This is a genomic window from Pectobacterium cacticida (assembly GCF_036885195.1).
Lineage (GTDB): Bacteria > Pseudomonadota > Gammaproteobacteria > Enterobacterales > Enterobacteriaceae > Pectobacterium > Pectobacterium cacticida.
The window spans coordinates 3,939,686-3,965,638 of record NZ_CP133656.1 but is presented as its reverse complement, the minus strand read 5'-3'; the positions used below and the strand labels follow the sequence as shown (position 1 = coordinate 3,965,638).

The 25,953-nt window shown below is 50.0% G+C and carries 21 protein-coding genes and 2 pseudogenes; 6 read left to right on the top strand and 17 right to left on the bottom strand.

What is annotated here, in order from left to right; translation table 11 throughout:
- Positions 1 to 32 precede the first annotated feature (32 nt).
- The 9 genes from RFN81_RS18035 to fecI all read right to left on the bottom strand — a co-directional run bounded on the left by RFN81_RS18035 (position 33) and on the right by fecI (position 11,194).
- A complete protein-coding gene (locus tag RFN81_RS18035; protein ID WP_264497121.1) occupies positions 33 to 2,756 on the bottom strand; it encodes a J domain-containing protein in 2,724 nt (907 codons plus the stop codon).
- On the bottom strand, positions 2,756 to 3,460 hold the full coding sequence (locus tag RFN81_RS18030) for a DUF1266 domain-containing protein (protein WP_264497120.1): 705 nt from the start codon (positions 3,458 to 3,460) through the stop codon (positions 2,756 to 2,758). Before RFN81_RS18030 ends, RFN81_RS18035 begins: the two co-directional genes overlap by 1 nt.
- Before the next feature lie 171 nt (positions 3,461 to 3,631).
- A complete protein-coding gene (fecE, locus tag RFN81_RS18025; protein ID WP_264497119.1) occupies positions 3,632 to 4,399 on the bottom strand; it encodes a Fe(3+) dicitrate ABC transporter ATP-binding protein FecE in 768 nt (255 codons plus the stop codon).
- Positions 4,400 to 5,356 carry a Fe(3+) dicitrate ABC transporter permease subunit FecD gene (gene fecD, locus RFN81_RS18020; protein WP_264497118.1) on the bottom strand — a complete coding sequence of 319 codons (957 nt, stop codon included), beginning with the start codon at positions 5,354 to 5,356 and terminating at the stop codon, positions 4,400 to 4,402. It abuts the gene before it with no gap.
- Positions 5,353 to 6,351, bottom strand: a complete 999-nt coding sequence (gene fecC / locus RFN81_RS18015) for an iron-dicitrate ABC transporter permease FecC (RefSeq protein ID WP_264497117.1) — start codon at positions 6,349 to 6,351, stop codon at positions 5,353 to 5,355. Before fecC ends, fecD begins: the two co-directional genes overlap by 4 nt.
- On the bottom strand, positions 6,348 to 7,250 hold the full coding sequence (locus tag RFN81_RS18010; RefSeq protein ID WP_264497116.1) for a Fe(3+) dicitrate ABC transporter substrate-binding protein FecB: 903 nt from the start codon (positions 7,248 to 7,250) through the stop codon (positions 6,348 to 6,350). The genes fecC and RFN81_RS18010 overlap by 4 nt, the downstream gene beginning before the upstream one ends.
- Before the next feature lie 61 nt (positions 7,251 to 7,311).
- Positions 7,312 to 9,636: a TonB-dependent Fe(3+) dicitrate receptor FecA gene (gene fecA, locus RFN81_RS18005; RefSeq protein WP_264497115.1), complete on the bottom strand. Its 2,325-nt coding sequence runs from the start codon at positions 9,634 to 9,636 to the stop codon at positions 7,312 to 7,314.
- Positions 9,637 to 9,722: 86 nt separating this feature from the next.
- The gene (gene fecR / locus RFN81_RS18000; RefSeq protein WP_264497114.1) at positions 9,723 to 10,676 is read right to left on the bottom strand and encodes a ferric citrate uptake sigma factor regulator FecR; all 954 of its coding nucleotides are present in this window, start codon (positions 10,674 to 10,676) and stop codon (positions 9,723 to 9,725) included.
- Positions 10,673 to 11,194: a ferric citrate uptake sigma factor FecI gene (gene fecI / locus RFN81_RS17995; protein ID WP_264497113.1), complete on the bottom strand. Its 522-nt coding sequence runs from the start codon at positions 11,192 to 11,194 to the stop codon at positions 10,673 to 10,675. Before fecI ends, fecR begins: the two co-directional genes overlap by 4 nt.
- A gap of 347 nt (positions 11,195 to 11,541) precedes the next feature.
- Here fecI and RFN81_RS17990 point away from each other — a divergent pair, with 347 nt between their 5' ends.
- The 3 genes from RFN81_RS17990 to RFN81_RS17980 all read left to right on the top strand — a co-directional run bounded on the left by RFN81_RS17990 (position 11,542) and on the right by RFN81_RS17980 (position 14,710).
- Positions 11,542 to 12,384 carry a 23S rRNA (adenine(2030)-N(6))-methyltransferase RlmJ gene (locus RFN81_RS17990; protein WP_264497112.1) on the top strand — a complete coding sequence of 281 codons (843 nt, stop codon included), beginning with the start codon at positions 11,542 to 11,544 and terminating at the stop codon, positions 12,382 to 12,384.
- Positions 12,385 to 12,497: 113 nt separating this feature from the next.
- Positions 12,498 to 13,850: a glutathione-disulfide reductase gene (gene gorA, locus RFN81_RS17985; protein WP_264497111.1), complete on the top strand. Its 1,353-nt coding sequence runs from the start codon at positions 12,498 to 12,500 to the stop codon at positions 13,848 to 13,850.
- Between the two features lie 470 nt (positions 13,851 to 14,320).
- Positions 14,321 to 14,710 carry a helix-turn-helix domain-containing protein gene (locus RFN81_RS17980; protein ID WP_264497110.1) on the top strand — a complete coding sequence of 130 codons (390 nt, stop codon included), beginning with the start codon at positions 14,321 to 14,323 and terminating at the stop codon, positions 14,708 to 14,710.
- 72 nt (positions 14,711 to 14,782) lie between these two features.
- Here RFN81_RS17980 and RFN81_RS17975 read toward each other — a convergent pair whose 3' ends face one another.
- The 3 genes and pseudogenes from RFN81_RS17975 to RFN81_RS17965 form a co-directional block, all read right to left on the bottom strand.
- Positions 14,783 to 15,022 carry a hypothetical protein gene (locus RFN81_RS17975; RefSeq protein WP_264497109.1) on the bottom strand — a complete coding sequence of 80 codons (240 nt, stop codon included), beginning with the start codon at positions 15,020 to 15,022 and terminating at the stop codon, positions 14,783 to 14,785.
- Positions 15,023 to 15,204: 182 nt separating this feature from the next.
- The gene (locus tag RFN81_RS17970) at positions 15,205 to 15,807 is read right to left on the bottom strand and encodes a RhiA (protein WP_264497108.1); all 603 of its coding nucleotides are present in this window, start codon (positions 15,805 to 15,807) and stop codon (positions 15,205 to 15,207) included.
- A 493-nt stretch (positions 15,808 to 16,300) separates the two neighbouring features.
- A pseudogene (locus RFN81_RS17965) lies at positions 16,301 to 16,417 on the bottom strand (AAA family ATPase); the annotation flags it as partial.
- Between the two features lie 109 nt (positions 16,418 to 16,526).
- Between RFN81_RS17965 and RFN81_RS17960 the strand changes: the two are divergent.
- The gene (locus RFN81_RS17960; RefSeq protein WP_264497107.1) at positions 16,527 to 17,432 is read left to right on the top strand and encodes a siderophore-interacting protein; all 906 of its coding nucleotides are present in this window, start codon (positions 16,527 to 16,529) and stop codon (positions 17,430 to 17,432) included.
- A 178-nt stretch (positions 17,433 to 17,610) separates the two neighbouring features.
- Here RFN81_RS17960 and RFN81_RS17955 read toward each other — a convergent pair whose 3' ends face one another.
- The 3 genes and pseudogenes from RFN81_RS17955 to ghrB form a co-directional block, all read right to left on the bottom strand.
- Entirely contained in the window at positions 17,611 to 18,513 is a 903-nt protein-coding gene (locus tag RFN81_RS17955; RefSeq protein ID WP_264497106.1) for a ParB/Srx family N-terminal domain-containing protein, read from the bottom strand.
- A gap of 9 nt (positions 18,514 to 18,522) precedes the next feature.
- Positions 18,523 to 19,827, bottom strand: coding sequence for an OprO/OprP family phosphate-selective porin (locus RFN81_RS17950; RefSeq protein WP_264497105.1), 1,305 nt, complete (start codon positions 19,825 to 19,827; stop codon positions 18,523 to 18,525).
- A 476-nt stretch (positions 19,828 to 20,303) separates the two neighbouring features.
- A pseudogene (gene ghrB, locus RFN81_RS17945) lies at positions 20,304 to 21,263 on the bottom strand (glyoxylate/hydroxypyruvate reductase GhrB).
- Between the two features lie 402 nt (positions 21,264 to 21,665).
- Between ghrB and RFN81_RS17940 the strand changes: the two are divergent.
- Positions 21,666 to 23,627: a methyl-accepting chemotaxis protein gene (locus RFN81_RS17940; protein WP_264497104.1), complete on the top strand. Its 1,962-nt coding sequence runs from the start codon at positions 21,666 to 21,668 to the stop codon at positions 23,625 to 23,627.
- A 69-nt stretch (positions 23,628 to 23,696) separates the two neighbouring features.
- Here RFN81_RS17940 and RFN81_RS17935 read toward each other — a convergent pair whose 3' ends face one another.
- Together RFN81_RS17935 and RFN81_RS17930 are read right to left on the bottom strand one after the other, a co-directional pair.
- On the bottom strand, positions 23,697 to 24,125 hold the full coding sequence (locus RFN81_RS17935) for an N-acetyltransferase (RefSeq protein ID WP_264497103.1): 429 nt from the start codon (positions 24,123 to 24,125) through the stop codon (positions 23,697 to 23,699).
- The gene (locus tag RFN81_RS17930; RefSeq protein WP_264497102.1) at positions 24,122 to 24,685 is read right to left on the bottom strand and encodes a DNA-3-methyladenine glycosylase I; all 564 of its coding nucleotides are present in this window, start codon (positions 24,683 to 24,685) and stop codon (positions 24,122 to 24,124) included. The genes RFN81_RS17935 and RFN81_RS17930 overlap by 4 nt, the downstream gene beginning before the upstream one ends.
- Before the next feature lie 334 nt (positions 24,686 to 25,019).
- On the opposite strand from RFN81_RS17930, the gene glyQ reads away from it, so the two are divergent.
- Positions 25,020 to 25,949, top strand: coding sequence for a glycine--tRNA ligase subunit alpha (glyQ, locus tag RFN81_RS17925; protein WP_264497101.1), 930 nt, complete (start codon positions 25,020 to 25,022; stop codon positions 25,947 to 25,949).
- The last annotated feature ends 4 nt before the right edge of the window (positions 25,950 to 25,953 follow it).

Below are 25,953 nucleotides of genomic sequence, written 5' to 3'. Positions count from 1 at the left end.
CAGCGCGGCGGTAGGTGCGCCGCGCTATCTCATCAGGCCAGTGGGGTGTCTGCTTTCTTATCGTGTGGCGGCGGCCCAAACTGATTCCAGCGGTTAATGCCCGGCGCCAACAGTGGGAGCAGCAGAAAGAGTGGGATGAGTAAGCTAAAGATGCTCATCCCCCACGGCGCATTCATGCCAATATCGTTATAACGCCGACGGGCGGCAATGAGCAGATTAAGCGCCAGCAGCGCGAGCAGCGCCCCCTCAACATAAGGAGGAGGCGATCCTAACCACTCACTTGCTCGGTAAAGGGCATAACTCCCCAGACCACCCTGCACCAGAAAGCCGAGACGACCCATACGCGCATTCGTGCGCCAAAATTGCCACCAGTAGCGCGTTTTCGGCGCGAGGCGCTTAAACTGGCGTTCACGTTGATCCATGCACTGCAGCAGCACCTTCGTCACTAATCGCAACGTAATATCCTCATGCGGGTAAGCAACCTGCTCGGTGAGGAAATCTTGATCGCTATTATTCAACAGGAACGCATCATTATTGGCACAGCTTTGGATCAGTCCACCGACAAGCGTGATCCGCTTGTCATCGGAGAACTGCTTTAGCTGTTTTTCCAACGCATCCGACCCTTCGATCAAGGCGTTGCGGACAGCGTCTTCCTGTTCCGTCTCGACGGGGAGCGAGGCCAGACGTTCGCGGTGTTGCTCAACCAGATCGTCGTCTCCCATAAGGGCATAGAACGCGTGGAAAAAGATCTGGTAGATCATAGGCGACGCCGCTAACGCCGTCTGCCAGCGCTCATCGGTCAGATAAAAATGACCCGCCGCGGACTCGCTGTAGATTTCGCCGCCGCTGAGATACTCATCAATAGTGACGGGAAAGTTCATCCAGCAGTGATAGTGCAGTGGGTCGGTGAGAACGAAACGTTTCTTGAGCGGTGTTACCGCATCACCCTGGTGGCATTCCGCTGTGCGAAAGCGCCGAGAGAGCAAATTGGCAGGGTGGGGTAAAGGTAATTCAGGCAGCACCGACTGGCGTGGTAAGCCCAGGCAAGAGGTGGGGTCGGTCATCATTAATGCGATCAGAATCGCCTGTCTTAGCTCCTCTTTGGCACTGATATGCTGCGGTTTCTCTTCCTCTGGCGAGGCCAGAGAGGCATCGAGGTCGTAGCGAGTAGACAGCATGATCAGACAATCATTGATTGGGTCGATTCCCTCTGCGTATACACCGCTGTTATACAGCTTATTTAACTGACTCAGCGACAGCGGGCGCCATTGCTGCAGCCAGGTTTGTGCTTGTCGCCCGGCGGCCGAATCAGTGTCAGTGAACGGACTGGGCAATGCTGTTTCTGATGGCGAATATAGCCACTCCGTGAAAGCCTGAATCGCGCTAGAGGTATTCAGCCAGGCCAGGCGCTGTGCCGCCTGAAACTGCAATCCCTGCAAGATCAACGCATTCAGCGGTTCGTTGGGCAACGGTTGCGCCAAAATATCCTGTAGTAGGCGCTCATTACCCACGGTTAACATGCAGGCGTGCCAATACAGACGATCCTGAATCGCATCGCCACAGTGCAGCAGTAAGTGCTGATAGACGGTTTGCAGATCCTGTTTGCCGAGTTTCCAACGGGCGTAGCTTTCCGCCATCGGCGACAGCGGCAGTTTCAGCGCCTCTCCCCAACGAATCAGCATCTGGGGATTGTGCTGTGAAATGAAGAACTGTTGGCGCGGGTCGTCCAGCGCTAACCCTGTTAAATCCGGCGCTGGCGTGTTGTTTATGGATTGAATCAGTAAAGGAAGCGCATCCGGCTGGTGCTGTTTACACCAATCGATCAGCCACTGTTCCGCCTGTGCATGGTGAGTCTGCTGATAAAGCGTGAGCCATAGCGTGAAGGCGCGTTCGTCCTCTCCTGTTAAGGAACAGAGGTTGGCGCTAAGCGTGAGCCATTCCACATCGTCCGGCGCTGTTTCTAACTGTTGCAGACAGTAATCACGCAATGTGGCGTTAGGTACGCCGGCGTGGCTGTGCCAGCGTGCCATTTTTTGCATTAATGTCGGGCTGTCGGGCCAGACAATAACCGTTGGGCTACTTAACAACGTGTTCAGCATGGACGCCGGACGGTTCCAGAAGGTCCAACTCACCTGTTGAAAATAAAAGAGAGTATCTAACTGCGCAGGCAGGCTAAGGTGTGATAGCAGCGAAAACTCAAACAGATCCTCATTGTCGAGTGAGTCTAGGAAGTGATGGACCTCTTCTAGGCCATCGCCAGACAATTCTCCTTGCCGCTGCTGCCAGCGTAAGCGATCGGCCAGCGTGCGAATACAGAGATTTGATAGGCCGGGTTCGCGCATTAAGCGTTGGAGTAGCGGCCAGCGAAGACGGTCGATGACATCGAAAGTATGCTCATTCAACCGCTGAATATAACGCTCCCAGTACAGCGGCACGACGCGTTCAGATGGCGTAGTGAGTAGCCGCTCAAACTCAGCGATAAGCGCCGCCATTTCGGGGTCTGCTGCTTCGGCAGACGCCGCCTCGCTTGCCGCGGTTGCGTGCCGCGATTCCGTAGCTGTAGCGGCGTTTTCACCCGAGAGCGTGCCGTTTTCCGCCAGCCTGCAAGCGGTATCGTACGCTTCACGCAGTTGCTTAAAACCTTCAGGGTCCGTTTCTGGGTGAAATTGCGGTATTTTCTGGCGGTAAGCTTGGCGGATGCTATCCAGATCTTGCGTCGGTTCAATGCCCAAATATTGCCAGCAACGTGTTTCCATTATATGTCCGCCTCTGCTAAGGAGTCCGGCTTAGCCATTGCTATGGGTTCGACATCCCAGTCAAGGTCATGAATAGGGCTTCTGGGGTGGGTATAGAGCGTGGCGATCTGGTGAATGTAATTGGGTTTTTCGCTACAGTGACTGAAAAGGTAGCGCTGGCATTCCGGATCTTCTTCATCCAGGGAAAGCCAATAGGTTCGACCGCTTAGAAAGGCGGCGTAATAATTTTCCCAACTACGATAATAATAACGTGCTCTGTCGGCGAGCCGGGTGTGGATCCATAGGCTCTCTTTTTCGCTGAACCAGCCGCGTAACACGCCGATACGGCTAAGGAATCCCATTCGCCCCAGATCCCAGGCGCGGATGCCGCCTTCTCCGCAGAGAGCCGCCGTTTCTGTTATCCACATCAACATACCTTGTCTTTCATCGGGCTGCGCCGCGCAGTAGCGTTGCCATTCTGCTATCGGTAGGTGATGCCAGAGGTGATAACCGTACGCTAAGCGTTCAGCGTGGCCGTCGTCCGTCATATCGTTAATCATCGAGATAAGTTCTTGCCGGGAGGTAATGCCCCAACTTTCTGTCAGGTCGAACGTCTCGCCGGGGTCGAGAAAGGTGTGTTGGTCAAAGTGGGCGCCGCAGCGGATATTCAGCGCGACCATCGGAGCGGAAAGCGCCATGAGCCAGCGCTGGTATTCAGGTTCCATCAGAATAACGTCCAAATCCATCATCAGTAGCGTGCGATCGTACTTTATCTCCCTGAATATCGGTAGCCTTCAATCGAGTAAAAAGCGGTCACATTCGACGATTTACTGATTTAAATCGATAAACATGGTCGACCTTAGTTTCCGCCAAATTATGCGCATAACCGCAACAATCTATAGCACCACACACATCGGTTTGCCAGATATTGGCTCTGGATGAATTTCTGCTTCCACATGAAACACTGTCCTCAGTAACTCCGGCTGCATGATCTTTTCCGGTGTGCCTTGTGCCATCACGCGCCCGTTAGCCAATATCACCAGATGATCACAATATCGGCTGGCTTGATTCAGGTCATGTAGCACTGCAACCACCGTTTTCCCCTGCGCTTTGAGTTTCCCTATGAGTTGCATCAGTTCAACCTGATGGTTGATATCAAGATAGGTCGTTGGTTCATCAAGAAGAACGATCGGAGTATCTTGTGCCAATACCATCGCCAGAAATACACGCTGTCGCTGACCTCCTGAAAGTTCGGTTAAGCGGCGGTCGGCTAGATAGTCAGTCTGGGTCTGATTCATTGCCAGCTCGACTTTCATGTTGTCTTCCTCGCAGAGCCGTCCCCAAAGCGATAGCCATGGGCTACGACCATAGGAAACCAGCTCACGCACCGTGATACCTTCTGGAATTAAATGATGTTGTGGCAGTAGCGACAGGCGGCGAGCCAACTGACGAGAGGTATAGCCAGCGATCGGTTTCTCGTTAAGCATCACCGCGCCTGCTTTTGGTGCCAACTGGCGTGAAAAACATTTTAGTAGCGTCGATTTCCCACAACCATTAGGGCCAAGTAAGGCAGTAATTTTTCCCACAGGTAGTGTGAGCGAAAGATCTTCCAGTACCGTTTGTGCACCGTAGCTGACGATTAGGTTTTCAGTTCGTAATGTCATTTATCGCATTCTCGCAAGTAACCAGACAAACCATGGAGCGCCGATAAGAGCGGTCATCACCCCTGCTGGAAGCTCCAACGGAGGATGAATAACTCGCGCTAGCAAATCGGCCGAGACCAATAGTAATGCCCCCGTAAGCGCTGAAACAGGCAGCAACCAGCGGTGACGTCCACCGATAATCTTGCGCACGATATGTGGTACGACCAAGCCGATAAAGCTTATTGGGCCGCAGACGGCTACGCCAATTGCTGTCATGGTAACGGCTAATAGCAAGCCTTGAAGCTGAGTACGTTTAACCGATACGCCCAGCGTTGCGGCACGTGCATCGCCAAGCGCCAGCAGGTCGAGATCGCGACAAAAGCGCAGGCTCAGCGGCAGGAACAAAATGAGCAGCGGCACGGCGATCTTCACAAAGGTCCAGTCCCGTCCCCATAAGCTGCCGGTCAGCCACAATAGGGCACTGTTTACATCCTGAGGACGTGAGAGCATCACATAATCCGTCAGGCTTGCCCAACAAGCGGAAAGCGCCACGCCAGTAAGCGCCAATTTCATTGGTTGCGTCGTATTCGCAAGTAACCTCAGTAACATTAAACCCGCCATTCCGCCCGCAAAAGCTAGCAGCGGTAGCACAATAACAGGCAGAGAAGGTAGCAGAAGTAGTGCGCCTACCGAGGCAAGACTCGCCGCATGATTTACGCCAAGAATATCCGGCGAGGCCAACGGATTACGCACGATCCCTTGGACTAATACGCCTGCCACCGCGAGTGCAGCACCGACAAACAGCGCCAGCAGTAGTCTTGGCAGGCGATAGTCCATCAGTACATAATAATGTTCGCTTCCAACCTGCCAATCGGTTAACAGGGCGCGCCACGGTACTGAAGTTACGCCCATGTGGAGCGATATTAGCGCTAGTAACGCGAGCGCGAGGATGATGAACATGACGATTGCGATTTTCATCCGCGCCTCCTGACCAGCCAGACGAAACAGGGGGCGCCAATCAGCGCCAGCACTGCACCAGCAGGCAGATCGCCGGGGAAGGCAAGCGCTCGCGCTAACACATCCGCCAGCAGCATCAGTGTGGCGCCCAGCAACATGCTCATTGGTAAAGCCTGCCGCTGATCGAACCCAATCCAGAAGCGTGCCAGGTGAGGCATCAGCAAGCCGATGAAGGCTACCGGACCCGCCACGCTGACGCAGGCACCTACCAGAACCAGCACCAGGAGGTTAATTCCCAAACGCAGTTTCGGCAAATTCACGCCCAGTGTGTGAGCGGTACTGTCACTGACATTAAGCAGGTTCAACTGATTTGCTAGTATTAACACGACTGGGGTCGCACCTATCACCACTGGGAAAAGCTGCCAGAATGCTTGCCACCCGACATTAGAAATGCCGCCCGCTAGCCAGTAAAAAATACCGTAAGCGTGATCTTCCGCCAGAAGTAGAACGATGCGGGTCAGCGCCATACAAAAGGCTGATAGGGCGATACCGGCAAGGATCAATTTGTTCCTCTCCTGGTTATGATGGAATCCGCCCCCTGCGCTCATCACCAAAAGCCAGCTTACACCGCCTCCGCAGGCAGCGATAAACGTAATGGAGTAACCCGCAATGGGCGTTGGGCTAAACGCGCTGGTCAACGCCATGGCGAGCGTTGCACCACTGTTGATGCCGAGTAAAGATGGGGAGGCCATCGGATTGTGGGTTAACGTTTGTAGCAGCGAGCCTGCCAGTGCCAGACTCGCGCCAATCAATATCGCAACCAAACTTCGTGGCAGACGGAGGTTTTGTACCAGCGCTTCGGGGAGCGTTGGCGTATGGCCTGGCAGTAAAGCATGAAATGCGTCAGCTCCGGAAATAGCAATGGCTGAATAGCAGAACAAGCTCAGCCAGAAGATGAGGAAAAGCGCAACGATAGGTAGTCCCCACAGCAGCGCCGGATGCCTGAGGTATCTCATTTCACATCGTTAATCGTCTGATGGTGAAATATGTTTACTGTGTCGCTGGCAATACGTTCAGCGGCAAAAATGCCGCGCATCCGCGCCCAGGCATTACTGTCGACGGAAGCCACTTGCTGTTTTTGCGCAGCGGTTAACATCTGCCACAGCGGGTCTTGTTGCCAACGCTTAACAATGCTTTCTTCGCGGTAGTGGGCAACCAGTAACCACGCCGGATTTAGCGCCAGTAGTTGCTCCAGACCAATGGACGGCATTGGCGTACCCGCCATTGCGGGTGGAACAGTCAGTCCCAGTGCTTGTAGTACGCCGCCAGTGTAAGTCTCTTGCGTATGCAGGTTGAACTGTTGTTCGCGAGACGTACCAAATGCCACTAGAGTGCCTTTTGGAAGCTGACTTGCCCACTGTGCCATTTTCTTTTTATGTTGTTCTAAACGCGCCTGCATTTGCGTTTTTTTACCAACCACTTCACCGATGATTGCCGCAGAATGCAGGTTCTCAGCGTATGTTTCGTTGCGGGACTTGAGCAGAAGCACTGGCGCGATTTGCCTCAATGCGTTGTAAATGCCGGCATGACGGCTACTGTCGGCAATAATCAGATCCGGATTTAACGCACTGATGGCTTCAAGACTTGGTTGGGCACGGGTGCCGACGCTGTGCCAGGGTTTCAGATGCGCGCGGACATCAGGCAAGATGCGCGTGGCATCGTTGTCGTCGGCAATCCCGACAGGGCTGACATCCACGGCGGCTAGCGCATCCGCGAATGACAGCTCCAGTACCACGATTCGTTGCGGCAGCGTATCAAGCGTAAATGTGCCATGTTCATCCTGAACTGTGATGGCAAAGGCGTGGCAAGCAACCAGTAGTAGGCCTGCGAAAAGAGCGCGGAAAAATGTGAACATAAATACTCCTGAAAGCCGGGTAGCGCAGTGCGTACCCGGCCTACAAATCGTTTGTCGTCGATCAGAACTTCAATGACCCCTGTATATACAGCGTGCGCGGCTGGCCCGCGTAGAGGCCTTTATTGTTATCGTCGTAAGAACGAGTAAAGTACTCTTGATCGAAGATATTTTTTACGCCGAATGCGAGGTTAAGATTTGCCATCTGCGGGCCGAAGTCATACGCCACGCGAGCACCCCATAACATGAAACCAGGAATGCGTCCGGTACTGCCGTCAGCGCTCTCTTTCACCGTGTTGGCATTATCCGCAAACTGGCTGGATTGAAATTCACTGTTCAGATTGAACGTCCAGTTGCCCGGTTTATAGTCTATGCCCAACGTGCCTTTGTGTTTCGGAGAGAATGGCACCTGGTTGCCGTAGGTATCGCCTTTTTCACGGATTTTTGCGTTCACATAGGCATAGCTGGCGTAAACAGAGACGTTATTGAACGTAGGCGTTAGCGTACCAAGATCATAACGTGCCTGTGTTTCCAGCCCGGTATGACGCGTTTTTCCCCGAGCGGTGACCGTGTCATTCGTCTGGTTGGAGTCGTACTGATTATTGAAGTTAATCAGGAATACCCCCATTTCCGCGGTCAGAGCGCCATCGTCGTATCGGGTTCCGAATTCCCAGGTTCGCGCTTTTTCCGGTTCCACATTGCCGCTTTGTACAGCCTTGCCAATTTGGCTGTACTGCACGGTGCCGAATGAACCTTCAGTGTTAGCATAAAGATTCCAACTGTCGGTCAGATGATAGAGCGCGCTCAACGCTGGAAGCGGGGCGTTATAGCTCAATTCTTCGTGCGTACCTTTGATGTTGTTATTCTGGTATGACTTGATATGTTCAAAACGCATACCGGGAGTGATGGTCCAGTTGCCAATATCGATTTTGTCATCCAAATACCATGCGTGAGCCTCGGTGCCGGAGCGGGTGTCGCGGTCATATGGGCTAGCGCTGGACGGCAATTGGCCACTGCTGGTGTCAGTGTAGTAACGTATTTCATGGGTTGATTCATTCACATAGCGGTAGCCAATGCCCACTTCATGCGCGGACGGGCCAATCATAAAGCTTTGGCTGTAGCGCGGTTCAATGCCGCGCACCCAGTATTTACGCGGAGAAAGAGTGGTTCGTTTCCCCTGTTCCAGGTATCCGCTACGCAGAGTTTCAGTGTAAAAACCCTGAATGTTAAATTTATGCTGGCTGTCCGGCTGAAATTGATAACCAAGGCTTGCTAGTTTGCGGCGGCCCCAGAAGCGGTCATAGGGTCGTGTGGACTGCCAGCGGTCGGCATTGTAATCGGCGCGGGACAGTCCGCCAGGCATATCGGCTTCTCCGTCGTAGTACTGCATCAGGCTGTTAAAGGTATGCACCTCGTTCGGCGCATATTTGCTTTTTAACATCAGATCGTCTATGCGGGTGGCGCTGTGCTCGCGCCAGTCGCTGCCACGAGTACCTGAATAGAGCAGCGCGGAGCCAAAACCATTATCTGCCGTACCGCCTACCATTAGGTTGTGAGTTTCTTTGGGATTGTTTTGCGAAGAGGTTGGGCTGAGCTGACCCTCAACTCCCGCGGCTATCCCAAAATCTTGTGGGATAGCGCGGGTGACGAAGTTTACCACGCCGCCCACACTCTGTGGCCCATAGCGTACTGCTCCGCCGCCGCGTACGACATCAATGGCGTCCATGTTGCCAAGCGACACCGGTGCAAGCGAGAGTTGGGGCTGGCCGTACGGCGCGAACGGTACCGGAATGCCGTCCATCAACACGGTAGAGCGGCTGGCGAGACGCGGGTTCAGGCCACGGATACCGAAGTTCATCGCCAGATCGTGGCTACCTGTACCGTTGTTTTCGGGCGCCAGAACGCCGGGAATGCGGTTAAGCACGTCACGCATTGTCGTTGCGCCGGTTTTGGCGAAATCCTCACGGCGGATCACGTCGCGGGCACCGGCATGTTCGAACACGTCGTTCTCACGCGCAGCGCCCAACCAGTCACCCACGACAGTCAAGGCATCTTCCTGCTGAGTTGGAACCGGTTCCAGCGTCCAACTATTCTTTCCCAATGGCTTGACCTGCAGGCCGCTACCATTCAGTAATTGTCGTAAGCCAGTTTCAACATCATAGTCGCCGTGCAGACCCTGACTTTGCTTGCCGCGCGTCAGGCTGGAATCCGCAGATAAAGTGATCCCACTGTGGGTGGCATACTGGTTGAGCGCTTTGTCTAGCGGGCCAGCAGCGATGTTCACTGTTTCCGCAACAGCGGATAACGAGAGACCAACTAACGGCAGCAGGCTCAGGCGAATGGCGTTAACCAAAGGCGTCGTTCTACGAAAAACGCGTAAACTCATCATACCTTCTCCATCATCATCTTTGTAACCTTCAGCTATGAGTCGAACGAGAGGGATAAAAGGGACAATAGAAATGAGAATTATTTTTCTTACAGCGGTAATATATTTATCCAGTACCGAGTAACTGATTGAATTTTCACAGGTAGAGTTTGGGCAATGACATTTAGGATTGCATCGATATTTTGCAGTGGGAAGGTTCCACTCAGGCGTAATTCCGCAACGGCCGGAGCGCAGCGCAGCACGCCGTTACGGTAACGACCAAGGGTTGCTATTATCTCTGACAGAGGTTTATCGCTAAAGCTTAGGACTCCCTGAGTCCAGCTTACACTCTCATCATCCAACGGTGTCACCGTGCCAAATGCAGAAGCGCTGAACTCCAGGCTTTCTCCGGCTTTTAGGATAAATTTTTGTAAGGGATCATCGGCCAGAATGATTTCAACGGCATGCTGCCGTACGGCAAGATGTGTGACGTTGTCTTGCTGTCGAACGGAAAATTCCGTCCCTAATGCGGTAAGCTGGCCCTGACGGGTAATAACGCGAAAAGGGCGTCGCTGTGCGTCTTTGGCTGTGGTAATGGCTATTTCGCCATAACATAGCTGAACAATGCGCTGGTGCGCATCAAAACGTACATTCACAGCACTTTGCGTATTAAGCGCCAGCAATGAACCATCTTCCAGACGCTGATGGCTGACCGCACCTTTCGCGGTACGGTAGTCTGCCCGTAGCCCTTCTCCGGATTCGGAACGCCAGAACTGCCATCCTCCTCCAACGCCAAGTAATAGTAGTAGCCCTTTCATCACATGGCGACGGGTGAGCCGCGAATCGTGCAGCGCTCGGCTAGCGATACCGCCGGGTACCTGGCTGAGCTGGCTGCGTAGGTTTTCAACCTGTTGCCAGGCCCACTGGTTATCCGGATCCTGTTCATACCACTGCTGCCAGCGTGCTTCCTGCTGCGGGCTGAGACGCTCCCCGCTTAGTACCGCGTACCAGTGCGACGCCGATCGTAGTGCCTGACGGCGGGCGTCGGTTAATAATGGATTCATAATCCGTGCTCCAGACGAAACAACAGACAATGCTCAACGGCTTTGGCGACATACTTTTTCACGGAACTAACAGAAACACAGAGATGCAAAGCGATCTCGCGATAAGTAAGACCTTCTAATTGTGAAAGCAGGAAAGCTTGGCGGGTTTTGTTATTTAACCCATCAAGCATGTTGTCGATAAGTTGCAAGGTTTCCAACTGGCTCTCGCGTTCTTCGGGGGAAGAGGCCAGTGCCTCGGGCATAAGTGTGAGCATCTCAAAGTACGCCTTTTCCAGCGCGTTGCGACGGAAAAGGTCAACCATCACCCGTTTGGCGATTGTACACAGAAAGGAACGAGGATCGTGAATGGTTGACAACGTATCGCTGCCCATCACCCTCAGGAAAGTGTCCTGAGCAATATCGTCGGCATCAAACGCCGACTGGAGCTTGTGAGTGAGCCAGTTCTTCAGCCAGCAATGATGTGCGCCGTAAAGCGATTCGAGCGTAAAAGAAGCTGTAATAGCGGCGCGGTCAGACATACGGAATGTATCAACAATTAATTATCACACCGCCATACTATTATGAGAATGGTTCTCATTACAATTAAAAATTGATGCTAATACACTCTTTTCAGCAGTTACAAGTGAGGAACGGATTTCTGTTTTTATTAAGATGCAAAATTAAGTATACCTCTAAGCAATAGGAAACGGTCGACTGCTCATGCGGCCTTTTTTATTCATCGCGTTTCTGCCGTATACTCTCCGTATTCGTTCCCAGGCTTTCATGACCGTGCAAAAAGCTGTGGGGTAATCTGTGGGGTAATCAATGCATTTTCATGAAATTATCACAGGTTAAAATCATTATAAATCAATATGGTATGTGAAATATGCTAAGTTACCGCCACAGTTTTCATGCCGGCAACCATGCCGACGTGCTGAAACACACCGTTCAGAGCCTGATCATCACCGCCCTGAAAGAAAAAGAGAAACCTTTCCTGTATCTGGATACCCACGCGGGGGCTGGCCGCTATCAACTGAGCGGTGAACATGCTGAGCGCACCGGTGAGTATCTGAGCGGTATCGCGAAAATTTGGCAGCGAGACGATATCCCGGCTGAACTCGCGCCCTATATGCAGGCTGTGCGGACCTATAACCATAATGGTCAGCTACGCTATTATCCCGGTTCCCCGCTGATTGCGCGTCAATTGCTGCGCGATCAGGACAAACTTCATCTGACCGAGCTGCACCCGAGTGATTTTCCGCTGCTGCGCAATGAATTCCAAAAAGATCCGCGTGCTAAAGTGCTGCGCGAAGATGGTTATCAGCAATTGAAGTCGCAGTTGCCCCCGCTTTCTCGGCGTGGTTTGGTATTGATCGACCCACCGTATGAGCTGAAGACAGACTATCAGGCGGTGGTGACAGGCATTCAGGAAGGGCATAAACGCTTCGCGACCGGTGTCTTTGCATTGTGGTATCCGGTAGTTCTGCGCCAGCATAGTAAACGTCTGCTGAAGGCGCTGGAGGCCACGGGCATTCGCAACATCCTGCAAATTGAGCTGGCGGTATTGCCGGACAGCGATCGCTACGGCATGACGGCGTCCGGTATGATCGTGATTAACCCGCCGTGGAAACTGGCGGCGCAAATGAAGGCGGTGCTGCCATGGCTGCACAGCGTCATGGTGCCAGAAGGCACGGGACATACGCTAGTAGAGCAGATCGTACCAGAGTGATGCATCGCTGCGGCCGGCTTCTGCTATCACAACCATAGGCGAAACCTTTATTAGGCATAAGGCTCTGGCGTTACACTCTAGGCAATTTCACTCATTTAAGCTGGGATATACCGATGACCAAACACTATGACTACCTTGCTATCGGCGGCGGCAGCGGCGGTATTGCGTCTATTAATCGCGCGGCGATGTATGGGCAAAAATGCGCGTTGATTGAGGCCAAATATCTGGGCGGCACTTGCGTTAATGTCGGTTGCGTGCCGAAGAAAGTAATGTGGCATGCGGCGCAGATTGCCGAAGCGATCCATCAGTATGGGCCGGACTACGGGTTCGATACCACGGTGAACCAGTTTGACTGGGGTACGCTGGTCAAGAACCGTAGCGCCTACATCGATCGTATCCACCAGTCGTACGATAACGTGCTGGGCAAAAATAAAGTCGACGTTATCCAGGGTTTTGCACGCTTTGTCGATGCGCACACGGTGGAAGTGAATGGCGAAAAAATTACGGCTGACCATATCCTGATCGCGACGGGCGGTCGTCCGGTTCATCCTGAGATTCCCGGTGCGGAGTACGGTATTGATTCCGATGGTTTCTTCGAACTGGATGCGCTGCCAAAACGCACTGCTATCGTTGGCGCAGGCTACATTGCGGTAGAGATTGCCGGCGTGCTGAATGCGTTAGGTTCTGAAACCCATCTGTTTGTCCGCAAACATGCGCCGTTGCGCAGCTTTGATCCGCTGATTGTGGAGACGCTGGTGGAGGTGATGAACACCGAAGGGCCGACGCTACACACCGAGTCGATCCCGCAATCGGTAGTAAAAAATGCAGACGGTAGCCTGACGCTGGCGCTGGAAAATGGTCAGTCATACACCGTCGATTGCCTGATTTGGGCGATTGGTCGCGAACCGGCGACCGATAACCTGAACCTGAGCGTCACCGGCGTGGCGTTGAACGACAAAGGTTACATCAATGTCGATAAATTCCAGAACACCTCTGTCCCGGGTATTTACGCGGTTGGCGATAATACTGGCGCTGTCGAACTGACGCCGGTAGCCGTCGCGGCGGGGCGTCGTTTGTCTGAACGGCTGTTTAACAATAAGCCGGACGAGCACCTGGATTACAGCAACATTCCCACCGTCGTCTTCAGCCATCCGCCGATTGGCACCGTTGGGCTGACCGAGCCACAGGCGCGTGAGCAGTACGGCGACGATCAGGTGAAAGTGTATAAGTCTGCCTTCACCGCGATGTACACCGCCGTGACGCAGCACCGTCAGCCGTGTCGTATGAAGCTGGTCTGCGTGGGCAAAGAAGAAAAAATCGTCGGCATCCACGGCATCGGTTTTGGTATGGACGAAATGCTGCAAGGCTTTGCCGTCGCTGTCAAAATGGGCGCGACCAAAAAAGACTTCGACAACACCGTCGCCATTCATCCGACTGCGGCGGAAGAGTTTGTGACGATGCGTTAATGGCGTAGGGAAGCGGGCCTGATGGCTTTTCTGACAATAAGCAAGCTGGCCAACGGGTGAACCCGTTGGTCAGCTTTTTTGTATGTGAGGAAACACATGGTCTAATTGATTTGTTCATATGTCACTTGCTCTGTTAGCGTAGTGAGCGGAGTGAGTCTTTGTTTTTTCTCAATAAATAGATAACACATTGTTCTAAAAGCGATTGAATGGAATTAAAAAAATACTTATCTAATAATTCATAGTATATTAATTTAATGCTAATAAAATTTTATCTCTAAGTAGTTTTTTTTCATTCATCGTTTTTTGCAGTAATAGTATGTTTTATCATTTTCTCGTCACTGAATAAGACTGTAGTGCGGTCTCTTGTCTTAAATCTAAAAGTAATCTATAGCATGAATTGTTTCCCCATCGTTTGATTGTTGTAAATGTGATGTCATCGAAATTACAGGAACAACACAAGGATTGATTCTATGAGCTATAAAGAAAGTTCAGCACTTAATGACTTTTTCTACGGACTTGATGTAAAGAAATTACCTGATCAATTTCAGATGTTAATTGATATCATGGGATTGGAGGATGCCTATATTTTTTCAAAATTATTTGGTGGTCAATGTAAATATATTCCGAAGTCACCAAAGTGTTTCTGTTTAGATCTCAATGAGGATTCTGTCGAGAAATTATGTCGTGAATTTGGTGGTTTAAGTATTGATGTCCCTCATGCAAAAAATATTGACAGACAGTTACGCAACCGTGAAATTATCAATTTATTAGATAGAGGAAAATCTCGAACGGAAGTTGCTAAAATATACAATCTTGGCGTAAGACAAGTGGCTAATATCAAGAAGGCAATGTGTAAATAAAACCCCATGAATATCATCGATAAATAAAAAGCATCCATCCCATATTGGATGCTTTTTATTTATTACTTCTTGTTAAAGACTAATGGTTTTACCGAATTCTAAATCTCCGGATTTTTGTCCAAAATCACTTAACAGATAAGTCCTTGCGATTATATGCTCTCCCATTGCGATCAAATAATCACCTGTATCGGTATGGTAGAAAAAGATACTTACGCTTTTTTGATTATTGCCAGAAGAGGCATGTAGCACGGAATGACCATCATAGACATAATTGCCCGTCGCTTTTCCTATTCCAGATGTAATATCATTCATTGCTTGCTTCATATTGGCGTAGCGGTTCTTTTCAAGATAGCCTTCTAATTATTTTCTGCCTGAGCCTGATTAAAAGGACCGCTTTGTACACCTTGATCAATGATATAAATATCAGACATATTATTTCTCCAAAAGATAGGGAATGAGGAAGGCAGGAATCTATCTGCCTTCCGATTTCTGGATCAGGAAATAGTCCAGGTGTTATTTTGCTGCAGTGTAGCGACAACATCGTAAATGTTGGGTTCGAACACTAATTCAACGGCATCGCTGATTTGCTCAATATCCAAAATTTCACCTTCTTCATAGTTACCAAATACAATCCAGTAAGAGGGGTGTGGGATAAACTCAATATGTAGATTTGGCTGTGCCGCCTGTACGAAAGTCCCTGCGTTACTCATTCCGATACCGACAGCGGCCTGCTTGAGAGGAACATTACCGCTTTCATCAATATAGAGTGAACCCGCTTGACCTGTGAATGATGTCGGGCCAAAGAAATATCCTCCATTATAGTCCAATGTGATGGTGTTAGCTGACTGAAGGTTGGCAGGAATTTCTTCACCTCCTTCAAAAATAACACCTGGTTTGACTTCCCCAGTATCTGACCAAACAAAAGAGTAATCAATGTTCCAACGGAAGGTTTCATGCACATTTGGATTCACGAACTTGCTGAACCACGCCAGTGAGAAAATATTTCTTGCCTTCTGGTCAGGCGCTTTTTGGAAGATTGCTACATTACCTGAATTACTTGAATGGTTGATGAATTCAACGCTGTATTGATTAGCCATAATGTATTCCTCTTTATTATGAACCCAGTATTAGGCTCAATTTCTATTATCCATGTGTCTATTTTTAAAATAACGGGGAAGTAAGTCCTGTTAATTTTTTTCATTTTTTTGATACTAAAATTTATTTCTTTTAATTAAAATAATTATGATGATCAGTAATCTTATAAGACATGAAATGATAAGTAATCGATATACCGTAGCTGTTTATTAAAAAAAATGTAGCTTAATGCTAACTCTCACACACTCGTACATATAAAGCGTAGTGAGTTACAAGCAGAAGTCAGAGGATGAGATTGGGTCGATAATACAGCGAGGACTAACGTAGAACCTATCCCATTAAAGCTATTTTACTTGCCATTTTGGCCCTGGGTAGTGTTCGAAATCTTCACGTACTCTGTATACGCGCCAGTTTCTGCGCGCTGGCCGTGACCACATTGACTGCGATAATGACGCCTGCTGGGATAGGTTCTAAAAACGGTTAAGGCACACATCCTAGCTGGCACTCCAGACGATTTTCCAGCTTTACTTTCATTAACGTCGCTACCCGCCTGTCCAGCGGCATGAACAACCCCCAATAGGCCGCATCCACTGCTTTTACTACGACAACCACCTACAGACTGATAATGATTATCGTTAATGTTTTTTTATGGTAAGTTGCAGCGTGTTGGGTGTGATCCCGCTGACCGATTTTTCCTTACAAAACATATGGCTTTCTCACTATGTCTTTAGTTAACCGCGCAACGTCTTCAGCCTATCGATTGTTTACCTTACGCCTGGAGAGTAAGACGTTACTCTCGCCTTCATTTGCCCGCTGTATCTTTACTGGCCCGGAAGTGCGCCAGATGAAACTGGATGCGCCGGATCAACGCATTAAGCTGCTGTTCGCCAGTGAAAGCGGGGAACTGACGCCGATGACCATGAGCGATAATTGGTATCAGGATTATCTGGCGTTGCCACGTGAACGTCGTCCGATTTTGCGTACCTATACGTTACGCTCAGTCTCACAGGAATCGCAGCAGGCCGTGATCGATTTTGTGCTGCACGGCGATAGCGGGCCTGCTTCAAGCTGGGCAAGCCATGCAAAGCCGGGTGATGCGCTACAGATTGTTGCGCCTAATGCGGAGGCGGATAGCGACAGCGGCGGCTATGAATGGGCGCCGCACGATGGCGTTGAGCAGGTGTTGCTGATTGCGGATGAAACGGCACTACCTGCGGCAATGGGCATTCTTGAACAGTTAGCGACCCAGCCTTCTCCGCCGTCGGTGCAGGCCTTTTTTGAAGTACCGAAAGCGGCTGATTGCGTAACCTCGGGCGATTTCCCGTTTGCACAGATTCACTGGCTACCGCGTGAGGATACCGACAGTAAAGTATGGGGTGAGCGCCTGCTGGCAGCGGTGCAACAGGGCGTGAAAATCCCCGCCAGCGCCTGTACTAACCGCAATGAAATCGCGCAGGAGACGCCGGAAGATGAGCTGCTGTGGGAGCGAGCAACGGCGCATCGCCCATTTTATGCCTGGGCGGCCGGGGAGTCTTCCGCCATCAAACGGCTGCGTCGTTACCTACTCGACGAGCGCCACCTCGATAAAGAGACGATCAACTTTATGGCGTACTGGTCGCATCGTTAGAAAAACGCCAGAAGGGCAAACTCCTTCTGGGACTACTTTTCCGTTACTGACTCAGCCAGTGGCCTTCCTGCTGATTTTCCTGCGAAGAGATTGACGCGCGATTGCCACGCGTCGATCATTTGATAATGAGGCTATATAGGACGTTTTTTCGGCGATGCTAGCCTCACTACGGCTCAACCTACTGTGCAAAAGCGTAAGTCAGCTTGCCTGTCGCGGAGACTAATTTACGCATTTCCTTTTTATTAACAGAGGGGAGTTTGCCCAATGCCTGTGCTGTTAAGGGGCCGGAACCAATCTGGGCAATTACCGTTTCTGCCGGGAGTTCTGTCATCTTGCTCGCTACTTTTTCCACCGCGTCAGCGTAATTGTGGCGATTGTTCAAATCGGAAGCGGAGAACGATATCTGAGTGGCTAGCCATTTACCCCAGTAAAATTCAAGGAAAGGAGGAGAATTACTACGTTTGGTGAAGCCAATCCCCCGTGCAAAATAGACCAGAGAACGATATTCATCATTTATCATATGATTGCGTCCTAATTCGCGGGGTAATGCGTCAGGCTGGATTTCACCTTTCGGTGTACCTAGCCAAACTAGATGCTCCTCTTTCATTTTATCCCAAAATGCGTCCATGGATTTTTGATCGCGAAAATCATCCGTAATACGGACATATACTTGTGTGTTAAGTCCGGCCAACGCAGCAAAATTCGTAAAGGTGTGGTGACCGTCCGTCAAATACAGATTGTTATCTGGGGCAATGACGGCCGTTTTCATCGCGCCAGGATCGCTGCCAACAGTCGCTTTGCAGGTAAAGCTGCTAGTGAGGTCGATACGAGATTGCGCATTATATGTTTTTACGCCTTTCTGTCCGGCACTTTCACAATAATCATCGAATAGCTTTTTTGGATCGGCTTTATAGCGATTGAGTTTGTAATCTAGCTGGCGATAGCCTATTGCTGCCTGGGTCGGGTGTAGTTGAGAAATCTCTACTTTTATACTCTGCCCGGCTCCTAAGTCAGCGGGTAAGGCGGCCAATGCTTGTTCTACCGACAATAATAAACCTAGAAGTATTAATGTCCTCTTCATCGTCCTTCCTTAAAATGCAAACTGCAAACGAGCAACAATGGCATTACTGTCATCTTTTACTTGTCGTCCATCAATTGATTCTGATGTATCAATATTGCTAATCTCGTAGGTAATATAGTTCAACGAGGCGCGAATGTTTTCATTTGGGAAGTAGTTCACCCCAAGGGTAAAGGCGTCGACATCATGTTTGTCGCCGCGGTTAAGCGCAAAAATGCCATCAATGTTGTTATTGATATTTTTCTTAGTAGCGGTCTTATTCGCGTCAATTACTGTATTTTCATAACGCGCAAAGATTTCCCAAGAATTAAAGTCGCGTGGTTTTTTCCATTTACCCTCTCCTGCGTCATAACCGCGAGAGGTGCCAAAGAGATAAGATAGTTGCGTATAAAAGCCATTGACATCGGCTTTAGCTGCTTCACCGTCATTATCGCCGCGAATTTGGCGTGCATAGTATTCGCTCTGCAAACGTAAGCTACCGAGTTGGTAAGCCGCCTCTAATGCGTATTCATGATCTTTGGTTGTATCGGTAATTTCCGCAAAGCGCATGCGGTCATCAGCATCGCTACGGATACCAAAACGTGAGCGGAGTTGTGTTTCATTGTGATCGGGATTGGCATCATGGTAGTTAGCGCCAAGATGTAAAATCTGGTTTGGTTGCAAGATCGGGGCCCAGGTGGCACGTAACGTATAGCCGTAAATATCGTTATTACCGTCGTTAGGTTTATCTCCCGCGGTAGCGACCTGAGCCATTAGGCTGTAATTATCACCTGCATGCGATATATTAATGCCAAAATCAGTATCGTCACTGCCCGAAAGGAAATCATACATCGCCGGGCGTTCCATTGCGGTAATCCATGATGAGCTAGTGGCATTATCCAAACCGTAGTTAACTTTATATTTCCCTATTGTTACCTTAGCGAAATCAAAAATATTGTCTCTTGCAACCCATACACGATCAACATCCGTATTTCCTTCAGTGCCGTCATAACTAAAACGAATACCGTAAAGCCAGTCTGTAAATGCGGCACCTTCTAGAGAAAGCTGCCCTCGGCGGACAAATGCGTCGCTACTCGAAGCAAAATGTTTATTCTGGCTAGCGGCGGATAACCCACGGAACGATGTTACATCATACTGAATTTTACCGCCGATGTTGAATTTGAATTCATCATCAACGGTTTTAATTTCTAGTCCACCTTTAGTATTAATGACCAGGTCTTCTCCTTCCGTAGTAACCGTGCCTGCCCATGCGCTACAGGTTGTAGATGCGACAATTAATACAAGAAGTTTGGGAGCCGTTGGCAATTTAAAAAACATATTTTTTCCTTTGAAAGCGGTAACACAGTTGTCGAAAGACTAGAGCGTCGGTAAAAAAAATTTAAAAGAGGCGGTAAATTAGCATGGCTTTATTAACGCATTATTACAGAGAGAATTTTATTTTAAAGGAAATAGCCTTTCGATATATTACCTATTGTCAAGCATTCAATACTTAAGCCATTCTTAATATAATTCGGAGTTTACTTTCTTAAATGATGAATTTTTATTCGAATATATTTAGCTAATTTTAAGTATGGTTTGTTTACACCGGTTATCATATAGTGTGCAGTTTCAAATATAGCTCAGCAGAGATACTAAATTAAGTATCCGAAGGATACCTGATATATTTACCCGGTAACGGTTAGCGTTTAGCACGACATGTCAAATATGTCGGCACAAGAATTCATGTAACATAGCGATATTGGGTAAACTGCACTGCGAACGTCTCTCGCAGTGCTAAGATCGGTTGAGAGCTACTATAAAACCTGTGGATTTACGCAGTTTTCTTTGACCTGGCCGCTCAGCGCGGCAATCAGATTGTCAACAGCGCAGGCGGCCATGCCGTAACGGGTTTCGTGCGTAGCAGAGCCGATATGCGGTAACGCTACCACATTAGGCAGCGCCAGAAGTGGCGAGTCTACGGGCAGTGGCTCTTTGGTAAAGACATCCAGCCCTGCGCCCTGAATGGTCCCCTTCGTCAGGGCATCCACCAGCGCTTCTTCGTCTACAACGGCACCACGACCGATATTGATCAAAATGGCGTTGGATTTCATTTGCGCCAGTTGCTTGCGCCCAATCAGGTGGTGAGTTTCCGCCGTGAGCGGCAGTGTGATACAGAGGAAATCGGACTCGGCTAATAGTGTATCCAGATCGCAGTAACGGGCATTAAAGCGTTGTTCCGCTTCGGCATGGTGGCGACGCGCGTTGTACAGAACGGGCATGCTGAAACCAAAATGCGCGCGTTGTGCGACGGCCAGACCGATACGACCCATCCCCAGAATGCCGATAGTTTTATGATGAACGTCGGTGCCAAACCAGTCGCTACCAATCCCCTCTTTTCATTCACCCGCTTTTACCCGTTCAGCCACTTCCACAACCCGTCGGGCGCTGGCGAGCATCAGTGCCAATACGGTATCCGCTACGGTTTCCGTCAACACCGTTGGAGTGTGCATAAGAATCACTCCTTTTTCATTCAGCGCATCGACGTTGAAGTTGTCGTAGCCGACAGAAATGGTGGATGCCGCACGTAAACGCGGTGCATGCTTCAGGAATTCGGCATCGACTTTCCCCCCAGAACCAATGATACCTTCAGCGGTCGCCAATGCCGGGTGGTCGAGAGCGGGAAAGGTATCGAGTTCAGTGACGGCGAAGTGTTGATCTAAACGCGCGCGTAGATCGTCAGCGATTTTTTTATACAGGATAACGCTAGGTTTCATTACAAACTCCAGCAGTAGTAAGGGACGTTAACATAGAGATAGCTCACTCAATAATTGCGTAGCAGGCGGGAGACTGCAAGCGATAACACCTGCGTATTTGCCCAAGGTTTTCCGCGCTTCATGGGGAATATGCACAAGCTATACGAGGGTAGCATTGTGGACGCGAGCATACTTTTATCGGGTACGCCGTAAAACCCCAGTCTTCAGGGTGATATCGGAATACGTTATGGTATTGATTGCCAATGAAGTATTACAGTTTGATTAAAATAATTCGTAATTAATCGTAATTACTCATTTTCTCATAAAGCATTACAGCTAAAAACCGATAAACCTCTTTACGGCGATATTTTTAGAAATCACGCCGTCATTTATAGAGACACGATGCGGTTAACAGGAGCGGAAATGCACTTTTTTACCAGGATTATGAGTAATTTTAAGGTTTCTCATAAATTATATGGCGGCTTTGGTATTGTCCTGCTGCTAGTGATGCTAGCGTCAGCCGTAGGCGCGATACGGTTTTTTATTATCCATGATCTGTACGTGAAAACGACCATTCTGAATGAAATGAATCACCAGGTCGATCAGTCGAAAATGGCGCGAGTCAAATATTCATTCACCTTTGCAGACGAACATATTACAAATCTAACCAAGTATATCGACCAAGCCAGAGCCGACAAGGAAAAGGCGAAAGCACTCTCATGGGAAGATGAATATCTATCTGATTTCAAAAAACTTGATGAGGATTTTACCGATTATGATACCGACCTTAACACGCTGAAAAGCGCTGTGAACTCTGTGGTTGCAACAACCAGTAAAATCGGTCAGATGGATGCCGACGACGCGCTAACGGCATTTATGAATCACTTCCCCGTCAGTGCGGATGAAAATACGCTGGCAACGCAGAAAGAAACGCTCTCGCTGTTGTTTCTAAAACTGGTTAATCGCACGTATATTTTACAAAAAGAGAATAGTGAAGCGGCGTTTAACGCACAGAAACAAACTTATGCCGAATCGCAAGCCGCCTACGCGGCACTATCATCATTACTCAACGACGAGCGTCGCCAGGCGGCGGATTCATTTTGGCAAAATTTTGCCAATTACCATCAAATAGCGGAGCAATATTACGCGCAATTGAGCCAGCTAAAAGCCGCTGATATTAAATTCCGAGCCACTGGCGACCAGATGACGAGTGATATCGGCAATATTGTGCAAAAGCTAAGCGCAAGAAATGATGACATCATCAACAGTTCGGTATTACAAACGCTCATGTTGGGGGCGATCGCTATCGTATTTGGATTACTGATCGCGTGGTCTGTTACCCGACAGGTTACCCGCCCCATTATTACTAACCTGCAGCTGGCGGAAAGGATTGCCGGTGGCGATCTGTCGGCGAATGTCACGGTAGAACGCCATGATGAGTTAGGGCAATTGACAACGGCTATGATGGTGATGACGGAGAAATTACGTCATTTAATGACCGATATTCGTCAAAGTGTACACAGTGTTGAGCGTGCCGCGTCCGATATCGCATCGGGCAATCATGATTTGTCATCGCGTACCGAGCAGCAATCAGCGGCAATTGTAGAAACGGCAGCCAGCATGGAAGAGTTAACAGCCACCGTGAAGAACAATGCGGATAACGCCCGACATGCTAGCAAAATCGCCGGAGAGGCTTCAAACAACGCCAATCGCGGTGGAGATATTATTCATCGCGTGGTCACCACGATGAGTGATATCTCCGGCAGCTCGAAGAAGATCTCCGATATTACGAGTGTCATTAATAGCATTGCGTTTCAGACCAATATTTTGGCATTGAATGCGGCAGTGGAAGCGGCGCGAGCAGGTGAACAAGGCCGCGGATTTGCGGTAGTTGCCAGCGAAGTTCGTAGCCTTGCCCAGCGTAGTTCACAGGCAGCAAAAGAGATCGAAAGCTTAATTTCAGAGTCGGTTTCTCGCGTGGATGCCGGAACAGAGCTGGTTTCTCAGGCAGGAACCACAATGGATGATATCGTGACATCCGTCAGTCGCGTGAATGACATCATGGGTGAAATCGCCTCGGCATCGGATGAACAGAGTCGAGGCATTGCGCAAATTGGCAATGCGGTCGCTGAAATGGACACCACTATTCAACAGAATGCCTCAATGGTGAGTGAATCGGCGGTGGCGGCGAGCGCGTTGCAAGAACAGGCGTCGAGGTTGGCAAAACTGATGTCGATCTTCCGCATCTCCGATGCAGATATCGCGGCTCGACCTGCATTATCTAGAGCAAGCGTCAATAATGAGAACGTAGGCAATAATCCAACTGCTCGTCTACCCACACTGGCATCACGTGATAACGGCAGCGATAACTGGACAACGTTCTGATATCTCGCGAGCTTCATCACATCTCGTAGGAAACGTTTAGTTTACCCGGGGGGCGTCACTGCCCCTCTACTATTTCGCCCACTGCATGATCAGCGCAGTCGCTTGTGTCTCCTGATTGAAGTTTTCCTCCACGACGACGAAACCCTGCCTCCGGTAGAAGCGGCAGGCGCGTGTATTCTGCTGGTATACCTCCAGACTAAGTAATGAAAACCGCGCCTGAACATGCTGAATCAGTGCCGCGCCAATCTGTTTGCCATAATAGTGTTGTTCAACAAATAACGCGCCGATAAACCGACCTTCCAGTATGCTGATGAAGCCGATAATGCTCCCTTGCTCTTCATAGACCCACGTTTGTGACTGAGGAATATAGCTGTTGCGTACCGTACTGACGCTTTCGCGCCAGTAATCTTCATGAATAAACGGATGAGCCAGAATGGTGCTCTCTAACCAGAGGCGCATAAGTGGGTCGAGATCGCTGTCGTAGTAGGGGCGGATCATGACGCATTTTCCTGATGACAAAAACAGTCGATGACATGGTCGTTGACCAACCCTCCCGCTTGCATAAAGGCATAACAGATGGTTGACCCGATAAATTTGAAGCCGCGTTTCTTCAGGGCTTTGGACATCGCATCTGAAATATCAGTTTTAGCGGGCACCTCTGCCAGAGACACCGGATGATTGAGGCGCGGCTGGTGCCCGACAAAAGACCAAATGAAATCCACAACGCTCTCACCCTGGCGCTCCATCGCCACCCATACTTTTGCGTTGGTGATAATGGCCTCGATTTTCCCACGATGGCGGATAATGCCGCTGTCCTGCACCAGCCGATCGACGTCAGCCGGCGTCATCTGCGCCACTTTTTCGGGGTTGAATTGGTGAAAGCAACGTCGATAGTGTTCGCGTTTTTTCAGTACGGTAATCCAGGAAAGACCGGCCTGCTGCCCTTCCAGACACAAGAGCTCAAACAGTTTATGGCTATCAGTACAAGGTTTTCCCCACTCATTATCATGGTAGTCCTGATATAACGTGTCTTGTGTTACCCAGCCGCAGCGTTGCATCCCCGTCTCCTCCGTTCAGCGTTCAGGCGTCTCCGCGTGTAGTGCGATCATGGCATCCTTGATGCTGTATAAGCAACCAGCGTTTTGCGAGCCTGCCCGCAGAGATGAAAATCCGTTTTCCGATGGGGCAGAAAACGGGGGCGTCAGGGGGCATAATCAATAACGGTCAGGTCGCCCAATTTTTGTGTCGGCAATGGGTTTCCGGCCGAAGCGGAAAGGTGAAAGAGAGCGGGCGGATTTGCACTTGTTGCCGCATTCTGGCTGTATATCTCGCAGTCAGAGGGTATACTGGCGCATTCCTTATTCATCCACTTGTATCGTGCGCGAATCCAACATGCAAAAGTTTGATACCAAGACCTTCCAGGGCCTGATCCTGACATTACAGGACTATTGGGCGCGCCAGGGCTGCACCATCGTTCAACCATTGGACATGGAAGTCGGCGCAGGCACCTCACATCCTATGACTTGTTTGCGAGCACTCGGGCCTGAGCCGATGGCTACCGCTTATGTTCAACCTTCTCGTCGCCCGACCGATGGGCGTTATGGCGAAAATCCCAATCGCTTACAGCACTATTACCAGTTTCAGGTCGTCATTAAGCCCTCGCCGGACAACATTCAAGAGCTCTATCTCGGTTCTCTGAAAGCGTTGGGTATGGATCCGACCATTCACGATATTCGTTTCGTGGAAGACAACTGGGAAAACCCGACGCTGGGCGCCTGGGGATTGGGTTGGGAAGTGTGGTTAAACGGAATGGAAGTCACGCAGTTTACCTACTTCCAGCAGGTTGGCGGGTTGGAGTGTAAACCGGTGACGGGTGAGATCACTTACGGCTTGGAACGCCTGGCGATGTACATTCAGGGCGTTGATAGCGTTTACGATCTGGTCTGGAGCGATGGGCCGCTGGGGAAAACCACCTATGGCGATGTGTTCCATCAAAACGAAGTCGAGCAATCGACCTACAATTTTGAATATGCGGATGTTGACTTCCTATTCCGTTGCTTCGAGCAATATGAGAAAGAAGCCCAGCACCTGCTGGCGTTGGAAAAACCGCTGCCTTTACCGGCTTATGAACGCATTTTGAAGGCGGCGCACAGCTTTAACCTGCTGGATGCGCGCAAAGCGATCTCAGTGACCGAGCGCCAGCGTTACATTCTGCGTATTCGCACCCTGACCAAAGCGGTGGCGGAAGCCTACTACGCCTCGCGCGAAGCGCTAGGCTTCCCCCTGTGTCACAAAAACGTGAGCAATAAGAAAGAGAGCTAAGAGG

Coding starts and splice junctions, on each gene's coding strand:
- RFN81_RS18035 (WP_264497121.1), bottom strand. CDS start 2,756: ATGGAAACACGTTGCTGGCAATATTTGGGCATTGAACCGACGCAAGAT.
- RFN81_RS18030 (WP_264497120.1), bottom strand. CDS start 3,460: ATGGAACCTGAATACCAGCGCTGGCTCATGGCGCTTTCCGCTCCGATG.
- fecE (WP_264497119.1), bottom strand. CDS start 4,399: ATGACATTACGAACTGAAAACCTAATCGTCAGCTACGGTGCACAAACG.
- fecD (WP_264497118.1), bottom strand. CDS start 5,356: ATGAAAATCGCAATCGTCATGTTCATCATCCTCGCGCTCGCGTTACTA.
- fecC (WP_264497117.1), bottom strand. CDS start 6,351: ATGAGATACCTCAGGCATCCGGCGCTGCTGTGGGGACTACCTATCGTT.
- RFN81_RS18010 (WP_264497116.1), bottom strand. CDS start 7,250: ATGTTCACATTTTTCCGCGCTCTTTTCGCAGGCCTACTACTGGTTGCT.
- fecA (WP_264497115.1), bottom strand. CDS start 9,636: ATGATGAGTTTACGCGTTTTTCGTAGAACGACGCCTTTGGTTAACGCC.
- fecR (WP_264497114.1), bottom strand. CDS start 10,676: ATGAATCCATTATTAACCGACGCCCGCCGTCAGGCACTACGATCGGCG.
- fecI (WP_264497113.1), bottom strand. CDS start 11,194: ATGTCTGACCGCGCCGCTATTACAGCTTCTTTTACGCTCGAATCGCTT.
- RFN81_RS17990 (WP_264497112.1), top strand. CDS start 11,542: ATGCTAAGTTACCGCCACAGTTTTCATGCCGGCAACCATGCCGACGTG.
- gorA (WP_264497111.1), top strand. CDS start 12,498: ATGACCAAACACTATGACTACCTTGCTATCGGCGGCGGCAGCGGCGGT.
- RFN81_RS17980 (WP_264497110.1), top strand. CDS start 14,321: ATGAGCTATAAAGAAAGTTCAGCACTTAATGACTTTTTCTACGGACTT.
- RFN81_RS17975 (WP_264497109.1), bottom strand. CDS start 15,022: ATGAATGATATTACATCTGGAATAGGAAAAGCGACGGGCAATTATGTC.
- RFN81_RS17970 (WP_264497108.1), bottom strand. CDS start 15,807: ATGGCTAATCAATACAGCGTTGAATTCATCAACCATTCAAGTAATTCA.
- RFN81_RS17960 (WP_264497107.1), top strand. CDS start 16,527: ATGTCTTTAGTTAACCGCGCAACGTCTTCAGCCTATCGATTGTTTACC.
- RFN81_RS17955 (WP_264497106.1), bottom strand. CDS start 18,513: ATGAAGAGGACATTAATACTTCTAGGTTTATTATTGTCGGTAGAACAA.
- RFN81_RS17950 (WP_264497105.1), bottom strand. CDS start 19,827: ATGTTTTTTAAATTGCCAACGGCTCCCAAACTTCTTGTATTAATTGTC.
- RFN81_RS17940 (WP_264497104.1), top strand. CDS start 21,666: ATGCACTTTTTTACCAGGATTATGAGTAATTTTAAGGTTTCTCATAAA.
- RFN81_RS17935 (WP_264497103.1), bottom strand. CDS start 24,125: ATGATCCGCCCCTACTACGACAGCGATCTCGACCCACTTATGCGCCTC.
- RFN81_RS17930 (WP_264497102.1), bottom strand. CDS start 24,685: ATGCAACGCTGCGGCTGGGTAACACAAGACACGTTATATCAGGACTAC.
- glyQ (WP_264497101.1), top strand. CDS start 25,020: ATGCAAAAGTTTGATACCAAGACCTTCCAGGGCCTGATCCTGACATTA.